The sequence below is a fragment of the Flavobacterium sp. LC2016-12 genome (assembly GCF_015351595.1).
Taxonomy (GTDB): Bacteria; Bacteroidota; Bacteroidia; order Flavobacteriales; family Flavobacteriaceae; genus Flavobacterium.
Genome location: NZ_JADKPT010000012.1, coordinates 19,581 through 38,714, shown reverse-complemented (window position 1 = coordinate 38,714; position 19,134 = coordinate 19,581). Strand labels below are relative to the sequence as shown.

Genomic DNA, 19,134 nt, shown 5'->3' with positions numbered 1-19,134 from the left:
TTCCAAACTGGAAGGTTTTAAACATTATAGATTTTTTAATAAATTTAAAATTTATAGTTAAATCCTAAGTTTATTGAAGAAAAAGTTCCATCATTAGAAATTCCTTTATAAGCAGCATATAATTCAATTTTTTCGTTTTGGTAACCAAACTTTGGTTGGTACAAAAACCCTCCATCTACTCCTTCACCACTACCAACATAAATCGCGTACCCTAAATCTCCTCCAACAAATAAATTATCAGAGATTGAATATTGTGCAGTTCCGGCAACTGGAATAAAACCTACATCATCTCCTTTTGTTTCAAATGAAACAAATCCATCATCATAAGTGTAAGTTTTAGCTAAATAAGTAGTATAACCAGTTGTAACACCAGCACTAAACTTATCAGCTACATCCCAAAGATAAGCAGCATCTATACCTAAGTTTACAGAAGAAGCATCTTTAATATCACCTAGAGGCAAACCAACGTGAGCTCCAACTTTAAAATGTCCATCTTGTGCATTTGCAAATCCAAACGCCATAACTGCAATTGCAGATAAAATAATTCTTTTCATTTTTATTTTTTTGGTTTATAATTAATGATTCAAATATAGAAATATACTTATTAAAAAATTATTTGTGTTTTAATAAATAAAGCAGTAATTAGAGCTAAAATCTTACGAGATTAAGGCGACCTTAGAGACGTTAATAATACAGGTAAAGGTCAAATAACAACTTTTTTTGCGTTGAGAAAAACATCAAAATCATACTTAATTATAACTCAAAAAAAGTTATTCTTTTTCATTTTGTGTTTGTTGTAGTAAATTTAAGCCTAAAAATACTGCAGAGAAATCTTAAATAAATTCTAAAAAAAAGACATCTAATTCTTATTAAATAAAATTTTAACTATTTTCTAATACATAAGAATAACACTCTTAAAAAGAGCCAATTATCTAGTCACTTTAAAAATTCATCCGAATTTTATTAATTATTTAATGTAAAACGCAAAACAATAAAATCATAATTCTGTAGTTTTGGTCTATATATAACATTTAAAAAAAATACCAATTTTTAAAAACAATTTTATGAAAAAGATAATTTTAGCAGCTATCCTGTTCATCGCAACATCAGCTACAATACAAGCCCAATTATTAAAACTTGGAGTTAAGGCAGGGGTTAACTTTGCAAGCCAACCTGGAGATGCAACATTAGATGGTGTAGCATTTGATAAAGATGGAATTACTAGCTATCATGTTGGTGTGGTTGCAGAAGTAAAATTATTAGAAAAATTCGCTATTCAACCAGAGCTTTTATATTCTACTCAAGGAGCAACTTATAAATTTGCCGATGCTCAGGAAGATTTCAAAAATGAATTAGCCTATTTATCTATTCCTGTAATGGCTAAAATCTATATGACAAAATCATTAAGCTTAGAAGTTGGACCACAAGCTTCATTTTTATTAAGTCAAAAAAATGACGTAGATTTCGAAGATGCCAATACTTTTGATTTCGCTGTTAACGCAGGTTTAGGGTTAAAAATTACCGAAAGTATATTTCTACAAGGACGCTACAGTTTAGGATTAACAGATGTTTCTCCTAATGCCGATATTAGAAACTCAGTAGTTCAAATTTCAGCTGGATTCATGTTCTAAAAAGAATATCACATAGTTTTATAAAAACCGTTCTATTAATTGGAACGGTTTTTTTATTTTTACATACTTGTGAAATGTATTCCGTGAAATGTAAAACGGAATTAATCACACTAATAAAATTTAAATTACTTATGAAAATCTGCATTATCAACGGACCCAATTTAAATCTTTTAGGAAAAAGAGAACCAGAAGTTTACGGAAGCCAGACTTTTGAAAATTACTTTGAGATATTGGAACATAAATTTCCAAACGTTGAACTTTCTTATTATCAAAGTAATATTGAAGGCGAGTTGATTGGAAAAATTCAGGAAGTTGGTTTTTCTTTTGACGGAATCATTTTGAATGCCGGCGCTTACACACACACTTCTATTGGCATTGGCGATGCTATGAAAGCGATTACAACACCAGTGATTGAAGTTCATATTTCGAATACATATGCTCGCGAAAGCTTTAGACATCAATCGTATTTATCTGGAAATGCAAAAGGTGTTATTTTAGGCTTTGGATTAAAAAGCTACGAATTAGCCATTCAGTCTTTTTTGTAAATAAGTATCATTTTTGTACGCGAATGTCATCCTGAGCGAAGTCGAAGGCTAATAGAAACGAGAGGGCTTCGACTCCGCTCAGCCTGACAAACAATTTAACAAATTATTAATAAGCTCGTTTTTAAGTTATTCTATTTTTGTGAGAGAAAAAACTTTCATGAGAAACTATACTTTATTTGCCTTTTTACTTTTTTCGATTTCTAACTTTGCTCAAATCAAGGGAACCATAACCGATGAAAAAGGAAATCCTTTGCCTTTTGTATCTGTTCTTGAAGAAAACACTTATACGAGTACAACCTCAAACGAGCAGGGAAAATACCAACTGAATGTAAAAGAAGTTGGCAAAAACAAAATTACGTTTCAGTATTTGGGTTTTAAAACCCAAAAAATAGCAGTTTCATCAGAATCCAAAACAATTACGCTCGATGTAAAAATGCTGGAGGAAAGTTTTACTTTAAACGAAGTTATTATTGATCCTAAAAACAATCCGGCAAACGCCATTATAAAAAGCGCGATTGCAAACAAAAAAGAAAACTCAGAGAAGACCTCACGCTATACTGCCGATTTCTATTCAAAAGGAATGTTCAAAGTGAAAGATCTTCCAAAGAAAATCCTTGGACAAAAAGTCGATCTTGGCGAAGACATGGCTTCCAATCTAGATTCGACAGGAACAGGAATCTTGTATTTATCTGAAACTATTTCGAAAATTTCTTTTGAAAAACCGAACAAATTAAAGGAGAAAATCATTGCTTCTAAAATCTCTGGAAACAATAAAGGCTACAGCTACAACACCGCTTCTTTATCAACTTATGATTTTTATGACAACACTTTAGACTTCGATATTAAACTTATCTCCCCTATTGCTGATAATGCGTTCAGTTACTACAAATACAAACTGGAAGGCACTTTCTTTGATGATAACAATCAGCAAATCAACAAAATTAAAGTAACGCCAAAACGGGATAAAGAACCGGTCTTTGAAGGCTACATTTATATTGTCGATGATAGTTTTGCGATTTACGCGATAGATTTACACATTAAAGGGTACAGAATGAAAAATGAATTTACTGAGATTATGACTTTAAAACAGAGTTTCAGTTATAATTCGAAGAATAAAATCTGGTCTAAAAATGCGCAGACCCTTTCATTTAATGCCGGTATTTTTGGAATCAAATTCTCTGGGAAATTCAATTATGTTTATTCGAATTATGAGTTTCCCGATTCATTTGAAAAGAAAACTTTTGGAAATGAAATTGTAGCTTTTGAAGCGAACGCCAATAAAAAAGATGATGCTTTTTGGAATGAAATCCGCCCAATCCCTTTAACTATTGAAGAAAGTACCGATTACACCAAAAAAGATAGTTTACTAACGATTAGAAAATCGAGAAAATATACTGACTCTGTTGACGCCAAAAACAACAAATTTAAAATTTGGGATATTCTAATGGGTTATGATTATAAAAATACCTTCAAGAAATACTCTTTTGAGTATAAAGGTTTATTAAACATAACTTCATTAAGCTTTAATACCGTTCAGGGATTTAATTTTGATTCTGGTTTTTCCTTTAGAAAATGGGATGAGGAGAAAGGAACAAATACTTCTATAAGTACCACTTTTAATTATGGCTTTTCAGACGAACGTTTTCGTATTACCGGAGATTTTAGCCATCGATTCAACAATATTAATTACGCCACAATTTGGGCTTCCGGAGGAACAAAAACAGCTCAGTTTAATGGTGCTGAACCTATAACTAAATTTGTCAATTCTATTAGTTCATTATTCTTTAAGGACAATTATATGAAATTGTACAATTTAGAATTTGCTCAAATTAACTATGCTCAGGATGTTGCAAACGGAATTAATTTGAATGCTAAAGTAGCGTACGAACAAAGAAAACCACTTTTTAATACAACCGATTATTCTTTCTTTAAAAAGGATGATATTTATTCTTCTAATAATCCTTTAGCCCCAGACGATTTTGCAACTCCCGCTTTTGATCAGCATCACTTATTTAAAACAGCTTTGACTGCGAGAATTAATTTTGGCAACAAATACATTTCAAGACCAGACGGGAGATATAATATTAAAGACGAAAAATATCCAACTGTATTTTTGATTTTTGAAAAAGCTTTTGCCGCCAGCGAGAAAAAATATGAATTTGAGAGACTTGGCGCTGCTGTTCAATACGATTTATCGTTAGGAAACAAAGGTCTTCTGGGAATGAGTTTCAAAGCCGGAAAATTCTTTAATGCTGAAAATATATCTTTTATAGATTACAGACATTTTAACGGAAACCAAACGCATATAGGAACAAGCGATCGTTATTTGAATGTTTTTAATATGATGCCATATTATGCCAATAGCACGAATGACAGTTATCTTGAAATACATTCAGAATATAATGATACCGGTTTTATTATGAATAAGATTCCGCTATTAAATCTTTTAAAATCTACAATGAATATTGGCTTTCATTCACTGGCAATTCCGGATAGAAAACCGTATTCTGAATTCACTGTTGGTTTAGACAATTTAGGCTTCGGAAAATTTAAATTATTTAGAGTTGATTATGTTCACTCTTACCAAGGCGGAATTCAACAAAACGGGGTTGTCTTTGGGTTGAAGATTTTGAATGTCCTTGATTAGATTAAAGACAATCTTGTCACTTCGACGAAGGAGAAGTCACATAAAGAAGTTCACACAAAATAACTTCTGCATATGCTTTGTTTAAAGTGACAAAAAACTATAAAAACATTAAAAATTATGTTTAATCCACAAGAAGGATTTCATTCCTATTATGTGTACATTTTAACCAATAAATATCGTTCTACTTTTTATATCGGCGTAACTAACAATTTAAAATTAAGATTACAACAACATAAAGACAATTTAGGAAATGGAAACAAAACTTTGCTTCAAAATACAGTATAGAATTTCTAGTTTATTGTGAAAAATTTGTTTGGATCCAAGAAGCAATTGCTCGAGAAAAAGAATTAAAAAAATGGAGAAGAGAAAAGAAAATAGAATTAATACAAAGTTTCAATTCAGGCATGGAATTTCTTAATTATCATTTCGAATAAACCATCAAATTGTCAATTTTGTCATTCGAAAGAGAAATTACGTGACGTGATCTACTTTATGTGACTTCTCCTTCGTCGAAGTGACAAACTTTATCTATAAAAAAATCCGCTTACTCTTTAAAAAAAGAATAAACGGATTTTTTTATAGATTCAAAACCTTAGCACCTTTGAACCTTTGCAACTTTGAACCTCTCCTAGTGATAATCATCTGGCTCAATATGAATCAGTACATTACCCAATTGAGGTATTTTTTCTTTTAAAGTGTCTTGTAGTTTATGCGATAAATCATGTCCTTCTTTCACTGAAATTTGTGCCGATACTATTGCATGAAGATCAACATGATATTTCATTCCTGCTTTGCGGATAAAGCATTTTTCTGTTCCTAATATACCTTGAACCGTCAAAGATTTTACTCTAATTTCTTCAACCAAATCATCATTTAGATTTTCGTCCATGATTTCTCCAAGTGCAGGCCTGAAAATTTTATAGCTGTTGTATAAGATAAAAAAAGCAGCAAAAAGTGCCGCCCAATCATCTGCTGATTCGTAACCTTTTCCCATTATAAGCGCAACAGAAATTCCGATAAATGCCGCTACCGAAGTAATGGCATCACTGCGATGGTGCCAGGCATCAGCAGCAAGAGAAGAACTATTAGTTTCTTTACTTCGTTTCATCACTAAACGAAACGAATATTCTTTCCAGATAATAATAGCGCCTAAAACATATAATGTCCACGATTTTGGTAAATCATGCGAAGTCTGAATATTAGAAATACTTTCGTACCCAATAATCGTTGCTGAAGTAATTAAAAAACCAACGACCAAAAAGGTAATTAATGGTTCTGCACGTCCATGTCCATAAGGATGATTTTCATCTGGCGGTTTATTTGAATACTTGATTCCAAATAAAACCAAAAAAGACGAAAATATATCTGCAGTTGATTCTATTGCATCTGCAATCAAGGCGTAAGAATTGCCAAAAAAACCTGCTAAACCTTTTACAAGGGCTAAGCAGGTGTTTCCAGCTATACTAAAGTATGTAGCTTTTATAGCTTTTTGTTCATCTGTCATTTAGACTATTTTTTTTCGCCACTCCCGATAGCTATTGGGAGTGGCAAATATTTTTTTACGCTCTCACGATTTTTGCTCCAATAGCTCTCAAACGCTCATCGATACGCTCGTATCCACGGTCAATTTGTTCGATATTTTGAATTGTACTTGTACCTTTTGCTGAAAGAGCCGCAATTAATAATGAGATTCCCGCACGAATATCAGGAGATGACATTGTTGTTGCTTTTAATTGAGATTCGAAATTATGTCCCATAACAACCGCTCTGTGCGGATCGCATAACATAATTTTTGCTCCCATATCAATTAATTTATCTACGAAAAACAAACGGCTTTCGAACATTTTTTGGTGAATTAAAACATCGCCTTTTGCTTGTGTAGCTACAACCAAAACGATACTTAATAAATCAGGCGTAAATCCTGGCCATGGTGCATCGGCAATTGTTAAAATAGAACCGTCGATATCTGTTTTCACTTCATATCCATCTTTGTGAGCTGGAATATAAATGTCATCGTTACGTTTTTCAATTGTAATACCTAATTTTCTGAATGTATTTGGAATCAAACCTAAGTTTTCCCAACTTACATTTTTGATCGTGATTTCACTTTTTGTCATAGCCGCAAGACCAATCCATGAACCGATCTCGATCATATCAGGTAAGATTCTGTGCTCACATCCTCCAAGGCTTTCAACACCTTCAATAGTCAATAAATTTGAACCAACTCCTGTAATTTTAGCTCCCATAGAGTTCAACATCTTACACAATTGTTGTAGGTAAGGCTCACATGCAGCGTTGTAAACTGTAGTTTGACCTTTAGCTAAAACAGCAGCCATTACAATGTTTGCAGTTCCTGTTACAGAAGCTTCATCAAGCAACATATCTGTTCCTTTCAACCCTTCTGCCGGAGATTCTACACCATAAAAGTGATCTTCTCTGTTATATCTGAATTTTGCTCCAAGGTTAATAAAACCTTCAAAGTGTGTATCTAATCTACGACGACCAATTTTATCTCCACCCGGTTTTGGAATATATCCTTTTCCGAAACGAGCCAAAAGCGGTCCAACAATCATTATAGAACCACGAAGTGCTCCACCTTCTTTTTTGAAAGCTTCCGTTTCTAAATATCCAACATTAACCTCATCGGCCTGAAACGTAATCGAACCCGGTTCATTGCGTTGAATTTTCACTCCTAAATTACCCAACAAAGTGATTAATTTATTGATGTCAATAATATCGGGAATATTATTAATTCTTACTTTATCCCCCGTTAGAAGCACGGCACATAAAATTTGTAATGCCTCATTTTTTGCTCCTTGCGGAGTGATTTCTCCTTTTAAAGGAATTCCTCCTTCGATTTTAAAAATTCCCATAGATCTTGTTTAGGTTCTAAGGTTCTGAGATTCTGAGGCTCTAAGCTAAAATTCTTAGCTTCTTAGCTCCTTAGCATCTTAGCACCTTTTTTTATTTCTGATTATTGTTTTTCTGAAAAGGTTTTGGTTTTCCCGGGCCTTTATTGTTTTTATTGCTTTGGATTTTTGGTTGCCCCGGCGGCGTAATTTTATTAGACATACGTTTGTTCGTACGCAATAAATCAGTTGTGTTTAAAAGCTCTTCTGTACTTTGTAACAAATTGATTTTTCCTCCTGACAATTCAAATAAATGCTCGAAAATCACATCATCTTTTACCGTGTCTTTGTTCCAGCTTAAATATGACTTTTTCATGTGATTAGCGATCACTAATACCAATGCATTTTTCATTTCGCCATCTTCCCATTTATTGGCAACATCAATCATATATTTGATGTTATTACCATAAAACCTATATTTAGGAAAGTTTTGCGGATATTGTAAAACATCTGGTTTTAATTGCAATACATCGCGAGACGGAATTGGATACGGCGATTCTACATCTAATTTAAAATCAGACATGATAAAAAGCTGATCCCATAATTTATGTTGAAAATCGGGTACATCACGCAAATGCGGATTAAGACTTCCCATTACCTGAATGATGTATTTCGCAGCTTTATTGCGCGTTTCGGCATCTTCAATAATAGTAGCCTGATCAATCAGTTTTTGCAAATGACGACCATATTCAGGAATAAGTAAACGCTGTCTTTCAGAATTGTATTCTAAATTAAAAACAACGTCATTTGCGACTTCTTTTTTATATTTTTCGACCATAAGTTATAATGAAACTATACCTTCTATTGTAGATACTTCTTTGTATTTGCCAATCACATCGTCAGAGCTGTTCATCGTAACATCTACAGAAACACTGGTAAATTTACCGGTTTTAGATTTTGTTGTTTTGATAACCGCACCCATACTGTCAAAAGCTTTTTCAACTCGCTCAACATTATCGGCTACTGAAGGCACAATGAATTTATACAAATATTCAGCAGGCCAGGTGTTTGCGTTATCCAGCTCTACCTTTAATCTTTCGTAAAATTCGGCGGTGTTTTTTTCTTTATCGTTCTCCATTCGTAATTAAAAATAAACGCAAATATACGGTTTTGATTTCAGATTTCAGATTTTAGATTTTAGATTTTTTAGGATGAAACGGCGAGCGGTTTTTTGCCACGAATTTCACGAATTTTCACGAATTAAAACAATCTAAAAAAATCAGAAATTTCATATGTTTTAGAGCAAGTTACCAAATAAAAAATTAGAGTAAATTAGTGAAATTAGCAGCTAACCTTTATATTTGAAAAACTTTGCGACTTCGCGCCTTTGCGAGATTAAACCACAATGCTATGAAAAAGAACATTCTTCTCCTTCTTATTGCGATTACATTCAGTTCGATGAAAGCTCAGGAAATTAAAACAATGACTTATTTCCAGAACGACACCATCAAACTCGATTTAGATTTGTATTTGCCTGAGAAAAAATCAAATGAAAAAATTCCTTTAGTGATTTTTGCTTTTGGTGGAGGTTTTTCTGGCGGAGAACGTACGAGCGAGAAAGACTTTGGAATGTTTATGGCGAAAAACGGTTATGCGGTTGCAAGCATTTCGTACAGTTTATATATGAAAGGAAAAGATTTTGGCTGTAAAGGAACTTTGACCGAAAAAATAAAAGCGATCCAAATTGGCGTGAGTGATATGTGGCAGGCGACTTCGTTTTTGATTGAAAATGCTAATAAATACAATCTTGATGCTTCAAAACTCTTTATTTCAGGAATTAGTGCGGGTGCCGAAATTGGTTTTCACGCTTCATTTTGGGATTATAAATTGATGAATCTCTATAAAAGTAATTTGCCCGAAAACTTTAAATATGCCGGTTTTATTGGAGGTTCGGGTGCGATACAGGATATCAATTTAATTACAAAAGAAAGAGCAATGCCGATGTTATTAGCACATGGAAATAATGACCAAACTGTTCCGTACGCTGCAGGCTCGCATCGCTCCTGCCCGACGAATGCTTCGGGTTGGTTGATTCTATTTGGCTCATATGCCGTTTACAATCATATGATTGATCTACATAAGGATATTGAAATGATTACGTTTTGCGGTGGAGGACATGAATTCTCTGGCTATCTTTTTCATGACGGAAAACAATATGTTTTGGATTTTGTGAATGATGTTTTGAAAGGAAAGAAATTTGAATCGCATTTGATTGTTCCTTCTAAGAAGAAAGGGGCTGATTTTGGGAAGTATTTGTTTTGTGAATGATTAATTTTATAATTAGATATGAAACAACAATATAAAAGTTTTGAAATTGAAGTCATTGATGAGCCTAATTACATTTTTAATTCAGTTAAAAATTTACGTCAATATAATAAGGTGTTTTTTCATGAAGATTATTACCAAGAAAATTTTAATACTACAAGCAAACATGCAATTATCATTAAAGAATTTGAAACCGAAATTTCTAATGCTATAATTGGCGAAATTGGCGGAGGCACTGGAGTTTACGATAATTCATTTATTATTGAAAATGACAAAATATGGATTTGCGTTTGTAATAAAATTTATTGTTTAGAAATTCCGTCTCTAGAATTAATATGGCAAAGAGAGTTTGATCATTTTACAAATTTGTGCATTTATAAACTTGAAAAAGATTTTGTAATACATGGCGAATTAGAAATATTACGAATTACAAGAGAAGGTGAAATTGTTTGGCGTTTTGGAGGAAGAGATATTTGGATAAATCCTGAAGGCAAAACAGAATTTAGTATTGAAGATAACGTAATACGATTATTCGATTTTGAATCGAATGAATATGTTTTAGATTTTGATGGGAACCAAATTGAAGACAACCCAAGAGTGGTTTCAGGAGCAATTAAAAAGAAATGGTGGAAAATATTTGGTTAAATCAAAGACAAATTATTTCATAATCCTTGGTTTTAAATAAGGAATATTCAAAATTAGAAGCGCAAAGCTCCAGCGGAGCAAAATATTTTTAGCAAATTTTTAAGTTTGATATTCAAAAGCTCCATCGGAGCGATATGTCGATTTCAAACATCCCACCCCGATGGGGTTTTACAAAACAACTTTTTAATTTTCTATAAACATTACGTCCCGCTGGGACTGTAAATTCTTAACATTCCAACCTAAACTGGACTAAAGTCCAGCCCTACAATATTTTAGAACCTTCGGCTCTTTTTGCTTAGTACCGGAGGAACAATTTATTTTGTAGAGCTGGACTTCAGTCCAGTCTAATAAAGTTTCTGAAGGCTTTCGTTCTTTTATACCTACAAGGTTTTGAAAACCTTGCAGGAGCGCGCAATATTGTAAATCTTCCCAAAAATAAAACCATATTTCCTAAATAGCCCTGATTGAGGCGGTATCCTTTTATGGCGGGGTTAGCCATAAAAGATAAAGCCGAAAGCAGGAACCCATGCCTCCAAAATTGCGAAATCATCCGCTTCAGGCAAAATAATCTTTTTAAATACCAATAAGTTTAGGTAAATTTGCGCTTTATTTTAAGAAAGTGCAAAAAGAAATCATAGTTCTCATTGGTGGCCCGGGAACGGGAAAATCTACTCTGATCAACGAATTGGTAGCTCGTGGCTACTGCTGTTACCCTGAAATTTCAAGACAAGTTACGCTCGAAGCGCAACAACGCGGGATCGAACAATTGTTCCTGGAACAGCCTTTATTGTTTAGCGAAATGTTATTACAAGGTAGAATTAAACAATTCGAAAACGCCCTTGAAGAACCTGAAAATGTCGTTTTTATAGATCGCGGAATTCCGGATGTCGTTGCTTATATGGATTATATTGGCGATGAATATCCGACGCATTTTACAAAAGCCTGCGAAGATTTTAAATATTCAAAAACATTTATTTTACCGCCTTGGGAGGAAATTTACGAAAGCGATACTGAGCGTTACGAGAATTTCGAACAGGCATTAACGATCCAGAAGCACCTTGTTGAAACCTATAAGAAATACGGTTACGACTTAATTGAAGTGCCTAAAGATACGGTGGAGAACAGAATTCTTTATATCTTAGATAAAATTTAGGCATTTGGTTAAAGTTGCAAAACTAGAAACTGATTTCTAAATTTTTTAACTTTAAAACAAGACCAATGCCAGAAGCGCAAGAAATTCTTTTAAAATACTGGAAACACGACAGTTTTAGACCGTTGCAAAAGGAGATTATTGACTCAGTTTTGGACGGTCAAGATACTTTTGCCCTTTTACCAACCGGCGGAGGAAAATCGATTTGTTTTCAGGTTCCCACGATGATGCAGGAAGGTATTTGTTTGGTCGTTTCGCCTTTGATTGCCTTGATGAAAGATCAGGTAGCAAATTTGCAAAAACGAGATATTAAAGCGATTGCACTTACAGGTGGAATTCATACTGAAGAAATAATTGACCTTCTCGACAATTGCCAACACGGAAATTACAAGTTTTTATACCTTTCACCAGAGCGTTTACAGTCTGACTGGATTTTGGAGCGTATCAAAGATCTTCCCATAAATCTAATTGCTATTGATGAAGCGCATTGTGTTTCGCAATGGGGACACGATTTTCGTCCGGCTTATTTGAAGATTTCAGAACTTAAAAAATATTTCCCTAAAATTCCTTTTTTGGCTTTAACCGCTACGGCAACTCCAAGAGTTATTGAGGATATTAAAACGGAATTAGGCTTAAAAGACCCTAATTTTTTCCAACAATCTTTTGAAAGAAAAAATATTGCGTACATGGTTTTTGAAATCGAAGACAAATTGTATCGCACCGAACAAATTCTAAAGAAAAATCCACAGCCTTCTATTATATATGTACGAAATAGAAAATCGTGTTTAAATATGTCAACACAATTACAATCGTTAGGATTTAAAGCGACGTATTATCACGGTGGACTTTCGGCTAAAGAAAAAGATAAAAACATGCAATTGTGGATGTCGGAACAAGCGCAGGTTATCGTGGCCACAAATGCGTTTGGAATGGGGATTGACAAAGACAATGTAAAAACAGTTATTCATACACAGTTACCTGAAAATCTGGAAAATTATTATCAGGAATCCGGGAGAGCGGGACGAAATGGCGAAAAAGCTTTTTCGGTATTGCTTTTTAATAATGCTGATGCCAATCAGACAGAACAGCAATTTTTGAGTGTTTTGCCCGATAAAAAGTTTCTGAAAACCATGTATGTAAAACTTTGCAATTACTTTCAGATTGCTTACGGCGAAGGACTTGACGATTCTTTCTCTTTTAAACTGAATCATTTTTGTAATAAATATGACTTCCCTACCCTAAAAACCTATAATGCTTTGCAGTTTTTGAATCAACAAGGAATTATTACCATGTCACAAGAATTCTCAGAGAAGATTACAATGCAATTTTTAATCGAATCGAAAGAAGTAATTCGGTACATGAGTCTAAATCCAAACGACGAAGAAATTATTCTGGCGATTTTGAGAACGTATCCGGGAGTTTACGAAATGAAAACGCCTTTTAACCTTTCGTTGATTGCCAAAAAATCACATCATACCGAAGAACAGGTTACGGCTGTTTTAGAAAAACTAAGGGAAAAGGAAATCATAGAATACAAATCAAAAAATAACGACGCGACAATCTTATTCAATGAAGTTCGCGAAGATGATTTAACTATAAATCGAGTTTCGAAATATCTCGAAAAACAAAATCAGCTAAAAAAAGAACAGTTGATGTCTGTCCTATATTATATAAAGGAAAACAAAACCTGCAAAAACCGCTTAGTTTTAGATTACTTTGGAGAAGAAACAACAGAAAATTGTGGTATCTGCTCCTACTGCATTACTCAAAAAGGAAAAATTACCGAAGCCGATTCGATTGCGGACAAAATTCTGCATTTATTAAAATCAGCTTCTATGACTTCTAGAGAGCTTCAAACCCAAATAAAACTAGATGCCAATGACATTGTTTCGGTACTTCAGGAATTATTAGAAAACAATCATATTACCATATTAGCGAATAATAAATACACTTTAAAATCATAATGGAAAAATTGAGAATTATATTCATGGGAACTCCTGAATTTGCTGTCGGCATTTTGGATACCATTATTAAGAACAATTACGATGTTGTTGGCGTTATTACAGCTGCAGACAAACCAGCGGGGCGCGGACAAAAAATAAAATATTCGGCAGTGAAAGAATATGCGCTGGCGAACAACCTTACCTTATTACAACCAACGAATTTAAAAGACGAAACTTTTCTAGCTGAGTTAAAAGCATTGAATGCCAATTTACAAATTGTAGTTGCTTTTAGAATGTTACCAAAAGTAGTTTGGGAAATGCCAAGTTTAGGAACCTTTAATCTTCATGCTTCTTTATTGCCAAATTATCGCGGAGCTGCACCAATTAACTGGGCTATTATTAATGGAGAAACCAAAACTGGGGTTACAACCTTCTTTATTGATGATAAAATTGACACCGGAGCTATGATTTTAAATTCTGAAATTGCAATTAAACCAGAAGAAAGCGCGGGACAATTGCACGACCGATTGATGTTATTAGGAAGCGAGACTGTTATTGATACTTTGAAAGTGATTGAAAATGGAAATGTAACTACTACAATTCAGGAAGACAATGCAGAAATTAAAACGGCGTATAAATTAAATAAGGAAAACTGTAAAATCGACTGGACAAAATCCGGAGAAGAAATCAATAATTTGATTCGCGGTTTAAGTCCTTATCCTGCAGCCTGGTGTTTTTTGAAAGATAAAGAGGAAGAGCAAACCATTAAAATATATGAAGCAAAATTAGTTTCAGAAGCACATTCTTACGAAGCCGGAAGCTTAATTTGCAGCAAAAAAGAAATCAAAGTTGCGGTTCAAAATGGCTTTTTACAGCTATTAAGTTTACAATTGCCAGGAAAAAAGAGAATGCAGGTAGCAGAATTGCTAAATGGGATAACTTTTTCTGATACTGCAAAGCTGTATTAACGTCAGTAAAACAGGGGTTTCTACCTGTTTTTGATCGATGAACAGCTGGCTTTATGAACAAAAAAACTAAGTTATTAACAATTTTTGCTAAATTTAAAGAAAACACTTGCAAGGAACGGATTTCCTACTAAATTTGTGTATTAACAATTTTTTTTAACCAACAATTAATAACTAATTATTATGAACAAATCAGAATTAATCGATGCTATCGCTGCTGATGCAGGAATTACAAAAGCTGCGGCAAAATTGGCTTTAGAATCATTTTTAGGAAACGTAGGAGCTACTTTGAAAAAAGGTGGAAGAGTTTCATTAGTAGGTTTTGGATCATGGTCAGTATCTGCTAGAGCTGCTAGAGATGGTAGAAACCCTCAAACAGGAAAAACGATTCAAATCGCTGCTAAGAATGTTGTAAAATTCAAAGCTGGAGCTGAATTAGAAGGTGCAGTGAACTAAGTAAGAAAGTTCTCTAAACTTATAATATAATCAAAACCCTCCTCATGGAGGGTTTTTTTGTGCGGTTTAACGATTTTATTTGGGTTTTTAAAAATTTTATGATTAAATTTAATAAAAATTGTAGCCGTATGATTTCAGAAAAATTAAAAAAAGGACACCTGCTTATTGCCGAACCTTCTATAATTGGAGATTTATCATTTAATAGATCGGTAATTTTATTAGCAGACCATAACAAAGAAGGATCAATAGGTTTTATCATTAATAAACCATTAAAATATACTATTAATGATCTGATACCTGAAATTGACGCCACTTTCAAGATATATAACGGAGGTCCTGTAGAACAAGACAACCTTTATTTCATTCACAACATTCCAGAGTTAATCCCGAATAGTGTCGAGATTTCTAATGGAATTTATTGGGGAGGTGATTTTGAATCGACCAAAGACTTAATAAACGACGGATCTATTAGTAAAAATAATATTCGTTTTTTCTTAGGCTATACGGGTTGGGACGAAAATCAGCTCGAGAGCGAAATGCAGGGAAACTCCTGGATTATTACCGATAATAGTTATAAAAACAAAATTATCGGTAAGTCTACAACCCATTTCTGGAAAGAGCAAATTATTGAGCTTGGCGGTGATTATCTTATTTGGTCTAATGCACCTGAGAATCCGTATCTGAATTAATTTTCAGAAATGGATTCATTAAGCTTCTGCACTAATAAATGCGCCAAATTGCTTGTAAACTCCTTTTTTCGATATTTGGTTATCGGCTGTATTCCTATGATTACATTAGTCAGAAATAATTCGTCAGCTTTTTGAAGATCAAATGGCGAAATTATTTCTTCTACCACTTCTATGCCATCCAGTTTCTTAGCTAGCGCTAAAATTTGTTTACGCATTATTCCATTCAAACATCCTTCAGAGATTGGAGGTGTAATTAATTTTTTACCTGTCAGCATAAATAAATTACCTTGTAAACCTTCGACCACATTTTTTGTATCATTGACTAAAAGACAATTAGCCAAACCGTTTTCGTGAGCAAAAATACTACCAGTCACGTTTATCAATTTATTCGTCGTTTTAATTGATGATAATAATTGTTTGGTCACATAGAAATCTTTATACAAATCAACTTCGTATTCAGCTGTATTTAAGCCGTATAAAGCATTTTCCAGAGGAGTCGCATGAATTAAATAAGAAACCTCATTCGTTTTTGGCAAATACAATCCGCCATCATTTCTAAAAACGGTTATTCGTGCTCTGGCTGAAGATGAAATTTCATTTTCCTGAACCAGTTTTAAAACTTGTTCCTCAAAAAATTCCATTGTAAAATTCATTGGAATTTCCATTCTAACCACACGCATTGAAGCCATTAATCTAAAGTAATGATCTTCAAGAAACAAAATTCTGTTATTTACTATTTTTAGTGTTTCAAAAACACCATCACCATACAAAAAAGCGCGATTTTGAGTTAATATATTTTCATCTTGCGCTACTATGTTTCCGTTAAAATTAATCATAAAAAAAGCCCTGAATTTTGTTCAGGGCAAATATAAGGTATAAAATAGACTTTTACTAAACAGATCCTATAAGATGTTTCAGGTCTGAGATCTGATTCTCCCACAATTGTTTAGCTTCTCCTACTTCTTCTTTTTCGGCAAAATCGACCACCATTAATGATACATCTTTAGTTAATTCATCAACTAAAATATGCAATTCAAAAAAGTATTCTGTATCCTTGCTGCTTTCATCGACCCATTTAAACTTTACTTTTTCGCCAGTCTTTTTAGACGCTAAACGCGCTTTTTCCTGAGAATCGTTCCAGATAAAAGTAAAAAATTCACCTCTTGAATTTACGTTGTCAGCAAACCATTCTGACAACCCTGAAGGCGTTGATATGTATTGATATAATAATTGCGGCGAAGAATTTATAGGAAACTCGATTTCGTAACGTATTTTTGGATCCATGTGCTACTTTTAATTTTTTCGAAATATAAGAATATATGTCCAAAAACAATGCATTTTTAAAAATATTTTTTTTTCTTCATTTTATTCTTGGAAGCTTTAATAATATTTATATCTTTGCACCCGCAATGAGGAACACGGTTCACTTGCAATCTTGGCGAGGTAGCTCAGTTGGTTAGAGCGCAGGATTCATAACCCTGAGGTCACGGGTTCAACTCCCGTCCTCGCTACAAAAAACAAAACCCTAATCATCAATTGATTAGGGTTTTTTTATTAGAATTAATTTCTTACTATAATAAAAAATTACAGTAAATAATTAACCTATAACTCTAAATAATTAAATATCTTTAATACTTTTTAGCGGCATGTTAGAAAAATTAGCATTCCCAGAATTTTCATATTAGAAAAAAATATAAAAAGTTAACACGTTATAAATATGGACATAGTTAAGTTTAAAATCACATCAAAAACTATAAAAGTAGAAGTACGTAATTCTAATAATTATGTTTTTAATTTTAATACTGCTTTAGATATTGCAAAAGAGGACAAAGATGTTTTATTAAAATTATACAATGCCTTAGATATTCTTTTTAAGAAAGAAACTCCCAGTGAGGTAAAAAACTATATTTCACCCAACCAAACCAATATATTGGATCAAATTTCGGCTGTTGACAATTTAGAACAGGACAAGTAAACCGTTCTAATCTGTAACATCTTTTCAACCTTCCCAGCATTTAAACGTATTTTAGTTATTTTTGTGTAAATACAAATCCCACTAAATGAAGCGTTCCGGCACAGCAGATCTTCCATTACACTATGGTCATGTTCCATTATGGCTTGCCGAACGAATGTCGAAACTTGGTTTTGCAATTGTAGAAACGATTGCTATGGAGTTTTCTACTTCTGAAGTAATTAGCAAACTAAGTAATCCTTTTTGGTTTCAAAGTTTTGGCGCCGTTATGGGAATGGACTGGCATTCTTCCGGAATTACAACTTCAGTACTTGGGGCTTTAAAAAAATCTGTAAACCCACACTCAAAAGAACTCGGAATTTACATCTGCGGAGGTAAAGGCAAGCATTCCATGACAACGCCACAGGAACTTCTATTTGTGGGTGAGAAAACTGGCCTTGACGGTCATAATCTGGCGAATTGCAGCAGACTTACCGCTAAAGTAGATAATACAGCCATTCAGGATGGTTTTCAATTGTATCAGCATAATTTTATTGTAGACAATAAAGGACAATGGGCCGTTATTCAGCAAGGAATGAATCCTAATTCTCAAACTGCAAGAAGATACCATTGGCATTCACAGGATTTAAAATCATTTATAAACGAACCGCATACTTTTATTTATGGCGAAAATCAAGGGCGAATTTTAAACCTTACCGCTGAAGCGGCCACAAAATCAAGAGAAGGTATTTTAGAATTATCTAAAGAGTCTCCAACAAAAATTATGAAAGAAATGCAGCATCTTTCTATGCCTGCCCATCATGATGTCAGAATGGAAGATGTGAATATGAAGAGACTCGGTGCAATGCTTTGGACAACACACGAAAACAAGCCAGAAGATTTTCAGGAACTATTACTTTTAAAAGGAATGGGGCCTAGAGCATTACAATCACTAGCACTAGTTAGCGAAATCATTTACGGTACCCCGACCCGATTTGAAGATCCTGCACGTTTTTCATTCGCTCATGGCGGAAAAGACGGCCATCCGTTTCCTGTTCCGGTAAAAATTTATGACGAGACGATTGATACTTTGCAGAGAGCCATTAACCGTGCTAAAATTGGTAACAATGATAAAATACAAGCCATTCAAAAATTATCTGAAATCTCAAGAAAAGCGGAAGAAAGTTTTACGCCCAATTCTAACTTTGACGCCTTGATTCAGAGAGAACGAGACGAGTCATACAAATATGGAGGGAAAACTGTTTTTGGAGATGCTAAGCCTCCTAAAAGCAAACCGGTAAATCCGAATAATCAATTGGAATTATTTTAAGTTGATTC

20 protein-coding genes and 1 tRNA gene are annotated in these 19,134 nt (G+C 33.6%); 14 read left to right on the top strand and 7 right to left on the bottom strand.

Going from position 1 to position 19,134, the window contains the following annotated elements; translation table 11 throughout:
• Positions 1-44: 44 nt before the first annotated feature.
• A complete protein-coding gene (locus tag IRZ99_RS16955) occupies positions 45-554 on the bottom strand; it encodes a hypothetical protein (protein WP_194658390.1) in 510 nt (169 codons plus the stop codon).
• A gap of 510 nt (positions 555-1,064) precedes the next feature.
• On the opposite strand from IRZ99_RS16955, the gene IRZ99_RS16950 reads away from it, so the two are divergent.
• The 4 genes from IRZ99_RS16950 (at position 1,065) to IRZ99_RS21315 (ending at position 5,108) form a co-directional block, all read left to right on the top strand.
• Positions 1,065-1,631: a porin family protein gene (locus tag IRZ99_RS16950; protein WP_194658389.1), complete on the top strand. Its 567-nt coding sequence runs from the start codon at positions 1,065-1,067 to the stop codon at positions 1,629-1,631.
• 131 nt (positions 1,632-1,762) lie between these two features.
• Positions 1,763-2,176 (top strand): type II 3-dehydroquinate dehydratase, encoded by a 414-nt coding sequence (gene aroQ, locus IRZ99_RS16945; RefSeq protein WP_194658388.1) that lies wholly within the window; start codon positions 1,763-1,765, stop codon positions 2,174-2,176.
• A 157-nt stretch (positions 2,177-2,333) separates the two neighbouring features.
• The gene (locus tag IRZ99_RS16940) at positions 2,334-4,823 is read left to right on the top strand and encodes a DUF5686 and carboxypeptidase regulatory-like domain-containing protein (protein WP_194658387.1); all 2,490 of its coding nucleotides are present in this window, start codon (positions 2,334-2,336) and stop codon (positions 4,821-4,823) included.
• 117 nt (positions 4,824-4,940) lie between these two features.
• Positions 4,941-5,108: a GIY-YIG nuclease family protein gene (locus tag IRZ99_RS21315; protein ID WP_370527668.1), complete on the top strand. Its 168-nt coding sequence runs from the start codon at positions 4,941-4,943 to the stop codon at positions 5,106-5,108.
• 343 nt (positions 5,109-5,451) lie between these two features.
• On the opposite strand, the gene IRZ99_RS16930 is transcribed toward IRZ99_RS21315, so the two are convergent.
• From IRZ99_RS16930 to IRZ99_RS16915, 4 genes are all read right to left on the bottom strand, one after another.
• Positions 5,452-6,327 (bottom strand): cation diffusion facilitator family transporter, encoded by an 876-nt coding sequence (locus IRZ99_RS16930; RefSeq protein ID WP_194658386.1) that lies wholly within the window; start codon positions 6,325-6,327, stop codon positions 5,452-5,454.
• A gap of 55 nt (positions 6,328-6,382) precedes the next feature.
• Positions 6,383-7,696, bottom strand: coding sequence for a UDP-N-acetylglucosamine 1-carboxyvinyltransferase (gene murA / locus IRZ99_RS16925; protein ID WP_194658385.1), 1,314 nt, complete (start codon positions 7,694-7,696; stop codon positions 6,383-6,385).
• A 91-nt stretch (positions 7,697-7,787) separates the two neighbouring features.
• On the bottom strand, positions 7,788-8,510 hold the full coding sequence (locus IRZ99_RS16920; RefSeq protein ID WP_056195845.1) for a DUF4290 domain-containing protein: 723 nt from the start codon (positions 8,508-8,510) through the stop codon (positions 7,788-7,790).
• A 3-nt stretch (positions 8,511-8,513) separates the two neighbouring features.
• Positions 8,514-8,810, bottom strand: a complete 297-nt coding sequence (locus tag IRZ99_RS16915) for a DUF493 family protein (protein ID WP_042567278.1) — start codon at positions 8,808-8,810, stop codon at positions 8,514-8,516.
• 272 nt (positions 8,811-9,082) lie between these two features.
• Here IRZ99_RS16915 and IRZ99_RS16910 point away from each other — a divergent pair, with 272 nt between their 5' ends.
• From IRZ99_RS16910 to IRZ99_RS16880, 7 genes are all read left to right on the top strand, one after another.
• Positions 9,083-10,000, top strand: a complete 918-nt coding sequence (locus IRZ99_RS16910; protein ID WP_194658384.1) for a S9 family peptidase — start codon at positions 9,083-9,085, stop codon at positions 9,998-10,000.
• A gap of 18 nt (positions 10,001-10,018) precedes the next feature.
• Positions 10,019-10,642, top strand: coding sequence for a hypothetical protein (locus tag IRZ99_RS16905; protein ID WP_194658383.1), 624 nt, complete (start codon positions 10,019-10,021; stop codon positions 10,640-10,642).
• Between the two features lie 619 nt (positions 10,643-11,261).
• Positions 11,262-11,795, top strand: coding sequence for an ATP-binding protein (locus tag IRZ99_RS16900; RefSeq protein ID WP_194658382.1), 534 nt, complete (start codon positions 11,262-11,264; stop codon positions 11,793-11,795).
• Between the two features lie 65 nt (positions 11,796-11,860).
• Entirely contained in the window at positions 11,861-13,756 is a 1,896-nt protein-coding gene (locus tag IRZ99_RS16895) for an ATP-dependent DNA helicase RecQ (RefSeq protein WP_194658381.1), read from the top strand.
• Complete coding sequence (fmt, locus tag IRZ99_RS16890) at positions 13,756-14,703, top strand: methionyl-tRNA formyltransferase (RefSeq protein ID WP_194658380.1); 948 nt, start codon at positions 13,756-13,758, stop codon at positions 14,701-14,703. The genes IRZ99_RS16895 and fmt overlap by 1 nt, the downstream gene beginning before the upstream one ends.
• A 180-nt stretch (positions 14,704-14,883) precedes the next feature.
• Positions 14,884-15,156: an HU family DNA-binding protein gene (locus tag IRZ99_RS16885; protein ID WP_017498096.1), complete on the top strand. Its 273-nt coding sequence runs from the start codon at positions 14,884-14,886 to the stop codon at positions 15,154-15,156.
• 128 nt (positions 15,157-15,284) lie between these two features.
• On the top strand, positions 15,285-15,845 hold the full coding sequence (locus IRZ99_RS16880; protein ID WP_026984133.1) for a YqgE/AlgH family protein: 561 nt from the start codon (positions 15,285-15,287) through the stop codon (positions 15,843-15,845).
• Here the strand turns inward: IRZ99_RS16880 and IRZ99_RS16875 are convergent.
• The gene (locus tag IRZ99_RS16875) at positions 15,842-16,681 is read right to left on the bottom strand and encodes an aminotransferase class IV (RefSeq protein WP_194658379.1); all 840 of its coding nucleotides are present in this window, start codon (positions 16,679-16,681) and stop codon (positions 15,842-15,844) included. The two genes, IRZ99_RS16880 and IRZ99_RS16875, sit on opposite strands and share 4 nt — an antisense overlap.
• Positions 16,682-16,736: 55 nt before the next feature.
• A complete protein-coding gene (locus tag IRZ99_RS16870; RefSeq protein WP_026984135.1) occupies positions 16,737-17,129 on the bottom strand; it encodes an START-like domain-containing protein in 393 nt (130 codons plus the stop codon).
• A 153-nt stretch (positions 17,130-17,282) separates the two neighbouring features.
• On the opposite strand from IRZ99_RS16870, the gene IRZ99_RS16865 reads away from it, so the two are divergent.
• The 3 genes from IRZ99_RS16865 (at position 17,283) to IRZ99_RS16855 (ending at position 19,126) form a co-directional block, all read left to right on the top strand.
• Positions 17,283-17,356: transfer RNA gene (locus tag IRZ99_RS16865), tRNA-Met, on the top strand.
• A 206-nt stretch (positions 17,357-17,562) separates the two neighbouring features.
• Positions 17,563-17,820 carry a hypothetical protein gene (locus tag IRZ99_RS16860; protein ID WP_194658378.1) on the top strand — a complete coding sequence of 86 codons (258 nt, stop codon included), beginning with the start codon at positions 17,563-17,565 and terminating at the stop codon, positions 17,818-17,820.
• A gap of 85 nt (positions 17,821-17,905) precedes the next feature.
• A complete protein-coding gene (locus IRZ99_RS16855) occupies positions 17,906-19,126 on the top strand; it encodes a DUF763 domain-containing protein (RefSeq protein ID WP_194658377.1) in 1,221 nt (406 codons plus the stop codon).
• Positions 19,127-19,134 lie beyond the last annotated feature (8 nt).

Bases quoted from the DNA above. Each gene is read 5' to 3' on its own strand.
- IRZ99_RS16905 (WP_194658383.1), top strand. From the start codon at position 10,019: ATGAAACAACAATATAAAAGTTTTGAAATTGAAGTCATTGATGAGCCT.
- IRZ99_RS16895 (WP_194658381.1), top strand. From the start codon at position 11,861: ATGCCAGAAGCGCAAGAAATTCTTTTAAAATACTGGAAACACGACAGT.
- fmt (WP_194658380.1), top strand. From the start codon at position 13,756: ATGGAAAAATTGAGAATTATATTCATGGGAACTCCTGAATTTGCTGTC.
- murA (WP_194658385.1), bottom strand. From the start codon at position 7,696: ATGGGAATTTTTAAAATCGAAGGAGGAATTCCTTTAAAAGGAGAAATC.
- IRZ99_RS16875 (WP_194658379.1), bottom strand. From the start codon at position 16,681: ATGATTAATTTTAACGGAAACATAGTAGCGCAAGATGAAAATATATTA.
- IRZ99_RS21315 (WP_370527668.1), top strand. From the start codon at position 4,941: ATGTTTAATCCACAAGAAGGATTTCATTCCTATTATGTGTACATTTTA.
- IRZ99_RS16950 (WP_194658389.1), top strand. From the start codon at position 1,065: ATGAAAAAGATAATTTTAGCAGCTATCCTGTTCATCGCAACATCAGCT.
- IRZ99_RS16870 (WP_026984135.1), bottom strand. From the start codon at position 17,129: ATGGATCCAAAAATACGTTACGAAATCGAGTTTCCTATAAATTCTTCG.
- IRZ99_RS16940 (WP_194658387.1), top strand. From the start codon at position 2,334: ATGAGAAACTATACTTTATTTGCCTTTTTACTTTTTTCGATTTCTAAC.
- IRZ99_RS16855 (WP_194658377.1), top strand. From the start codon at position 17,906: ATGAAGCGTTCCGGCACAGCAGATCTTCCATTACACTATGGTCATGTT.
- IRZ99_RS16860 (WP_194658378.1), top strand. From the start codon at position 17,563: ATGGACATAGTTAAGTTTAAAATCACATCAAAAACTATAAAAGTAGAA.
- IRZ99_RS16880 (WP_026984133.1), top strand. From the start codon at position 15,285: ATGATTTCAGAAAAATTAAAAAAAGGACACCTGCTTATTGCCGAACCT.
- IRZ99_RS16920 (WP_056195845.1), bottom strand. From the start codon at position 8,510: ATGGTCGAAAAATATAAAAAAGAAGTCGCAAATGACGTTGTTTTTAAT.
- IRZ99_RS16910 (WP_194658384.1), top strand. From the start codon at position 9,083: ATGAAAAAGAACATTCTTCTCCTTCTTATTGCGATTACATTCAGTTCG.
- IRZ99_RS16955 (WP_194658390.1), bottom strand. From the start codon at position 554: ATGAAAAGAATTATTTTATCTGCAATTGCAGTTATGGCGTTTGGATTT.
- IRZ99_RS16930 (WP_194658386.1), bottom strand. From the start codon at position 6,327: ATGACAGATGAACAAAAAGCTATAAAAGCTACATACTTTAGTATAGCT.
- aroQ (WP_194658388.1), top strand. From the start codon at position 1,763: ATGAAAATCTGCATTATCAACGGACCCAATTTAAATCTTTTAGGAAAA.
- IRZ99_RS16915 (WP_042567278.1), bottom strand. From the start codon at position 8,810: ATGGAGAACGATAAAGAAAAAAACACCGCCGAATTTTACGAAAGATTA.
- IRZ99_RS16885 (WP_017498096.1), top strand. From the start codon at position 14,884: ATGAACAAATCAGAATTAATCGATGCTATCGCTGCTGATGCAGGAATT.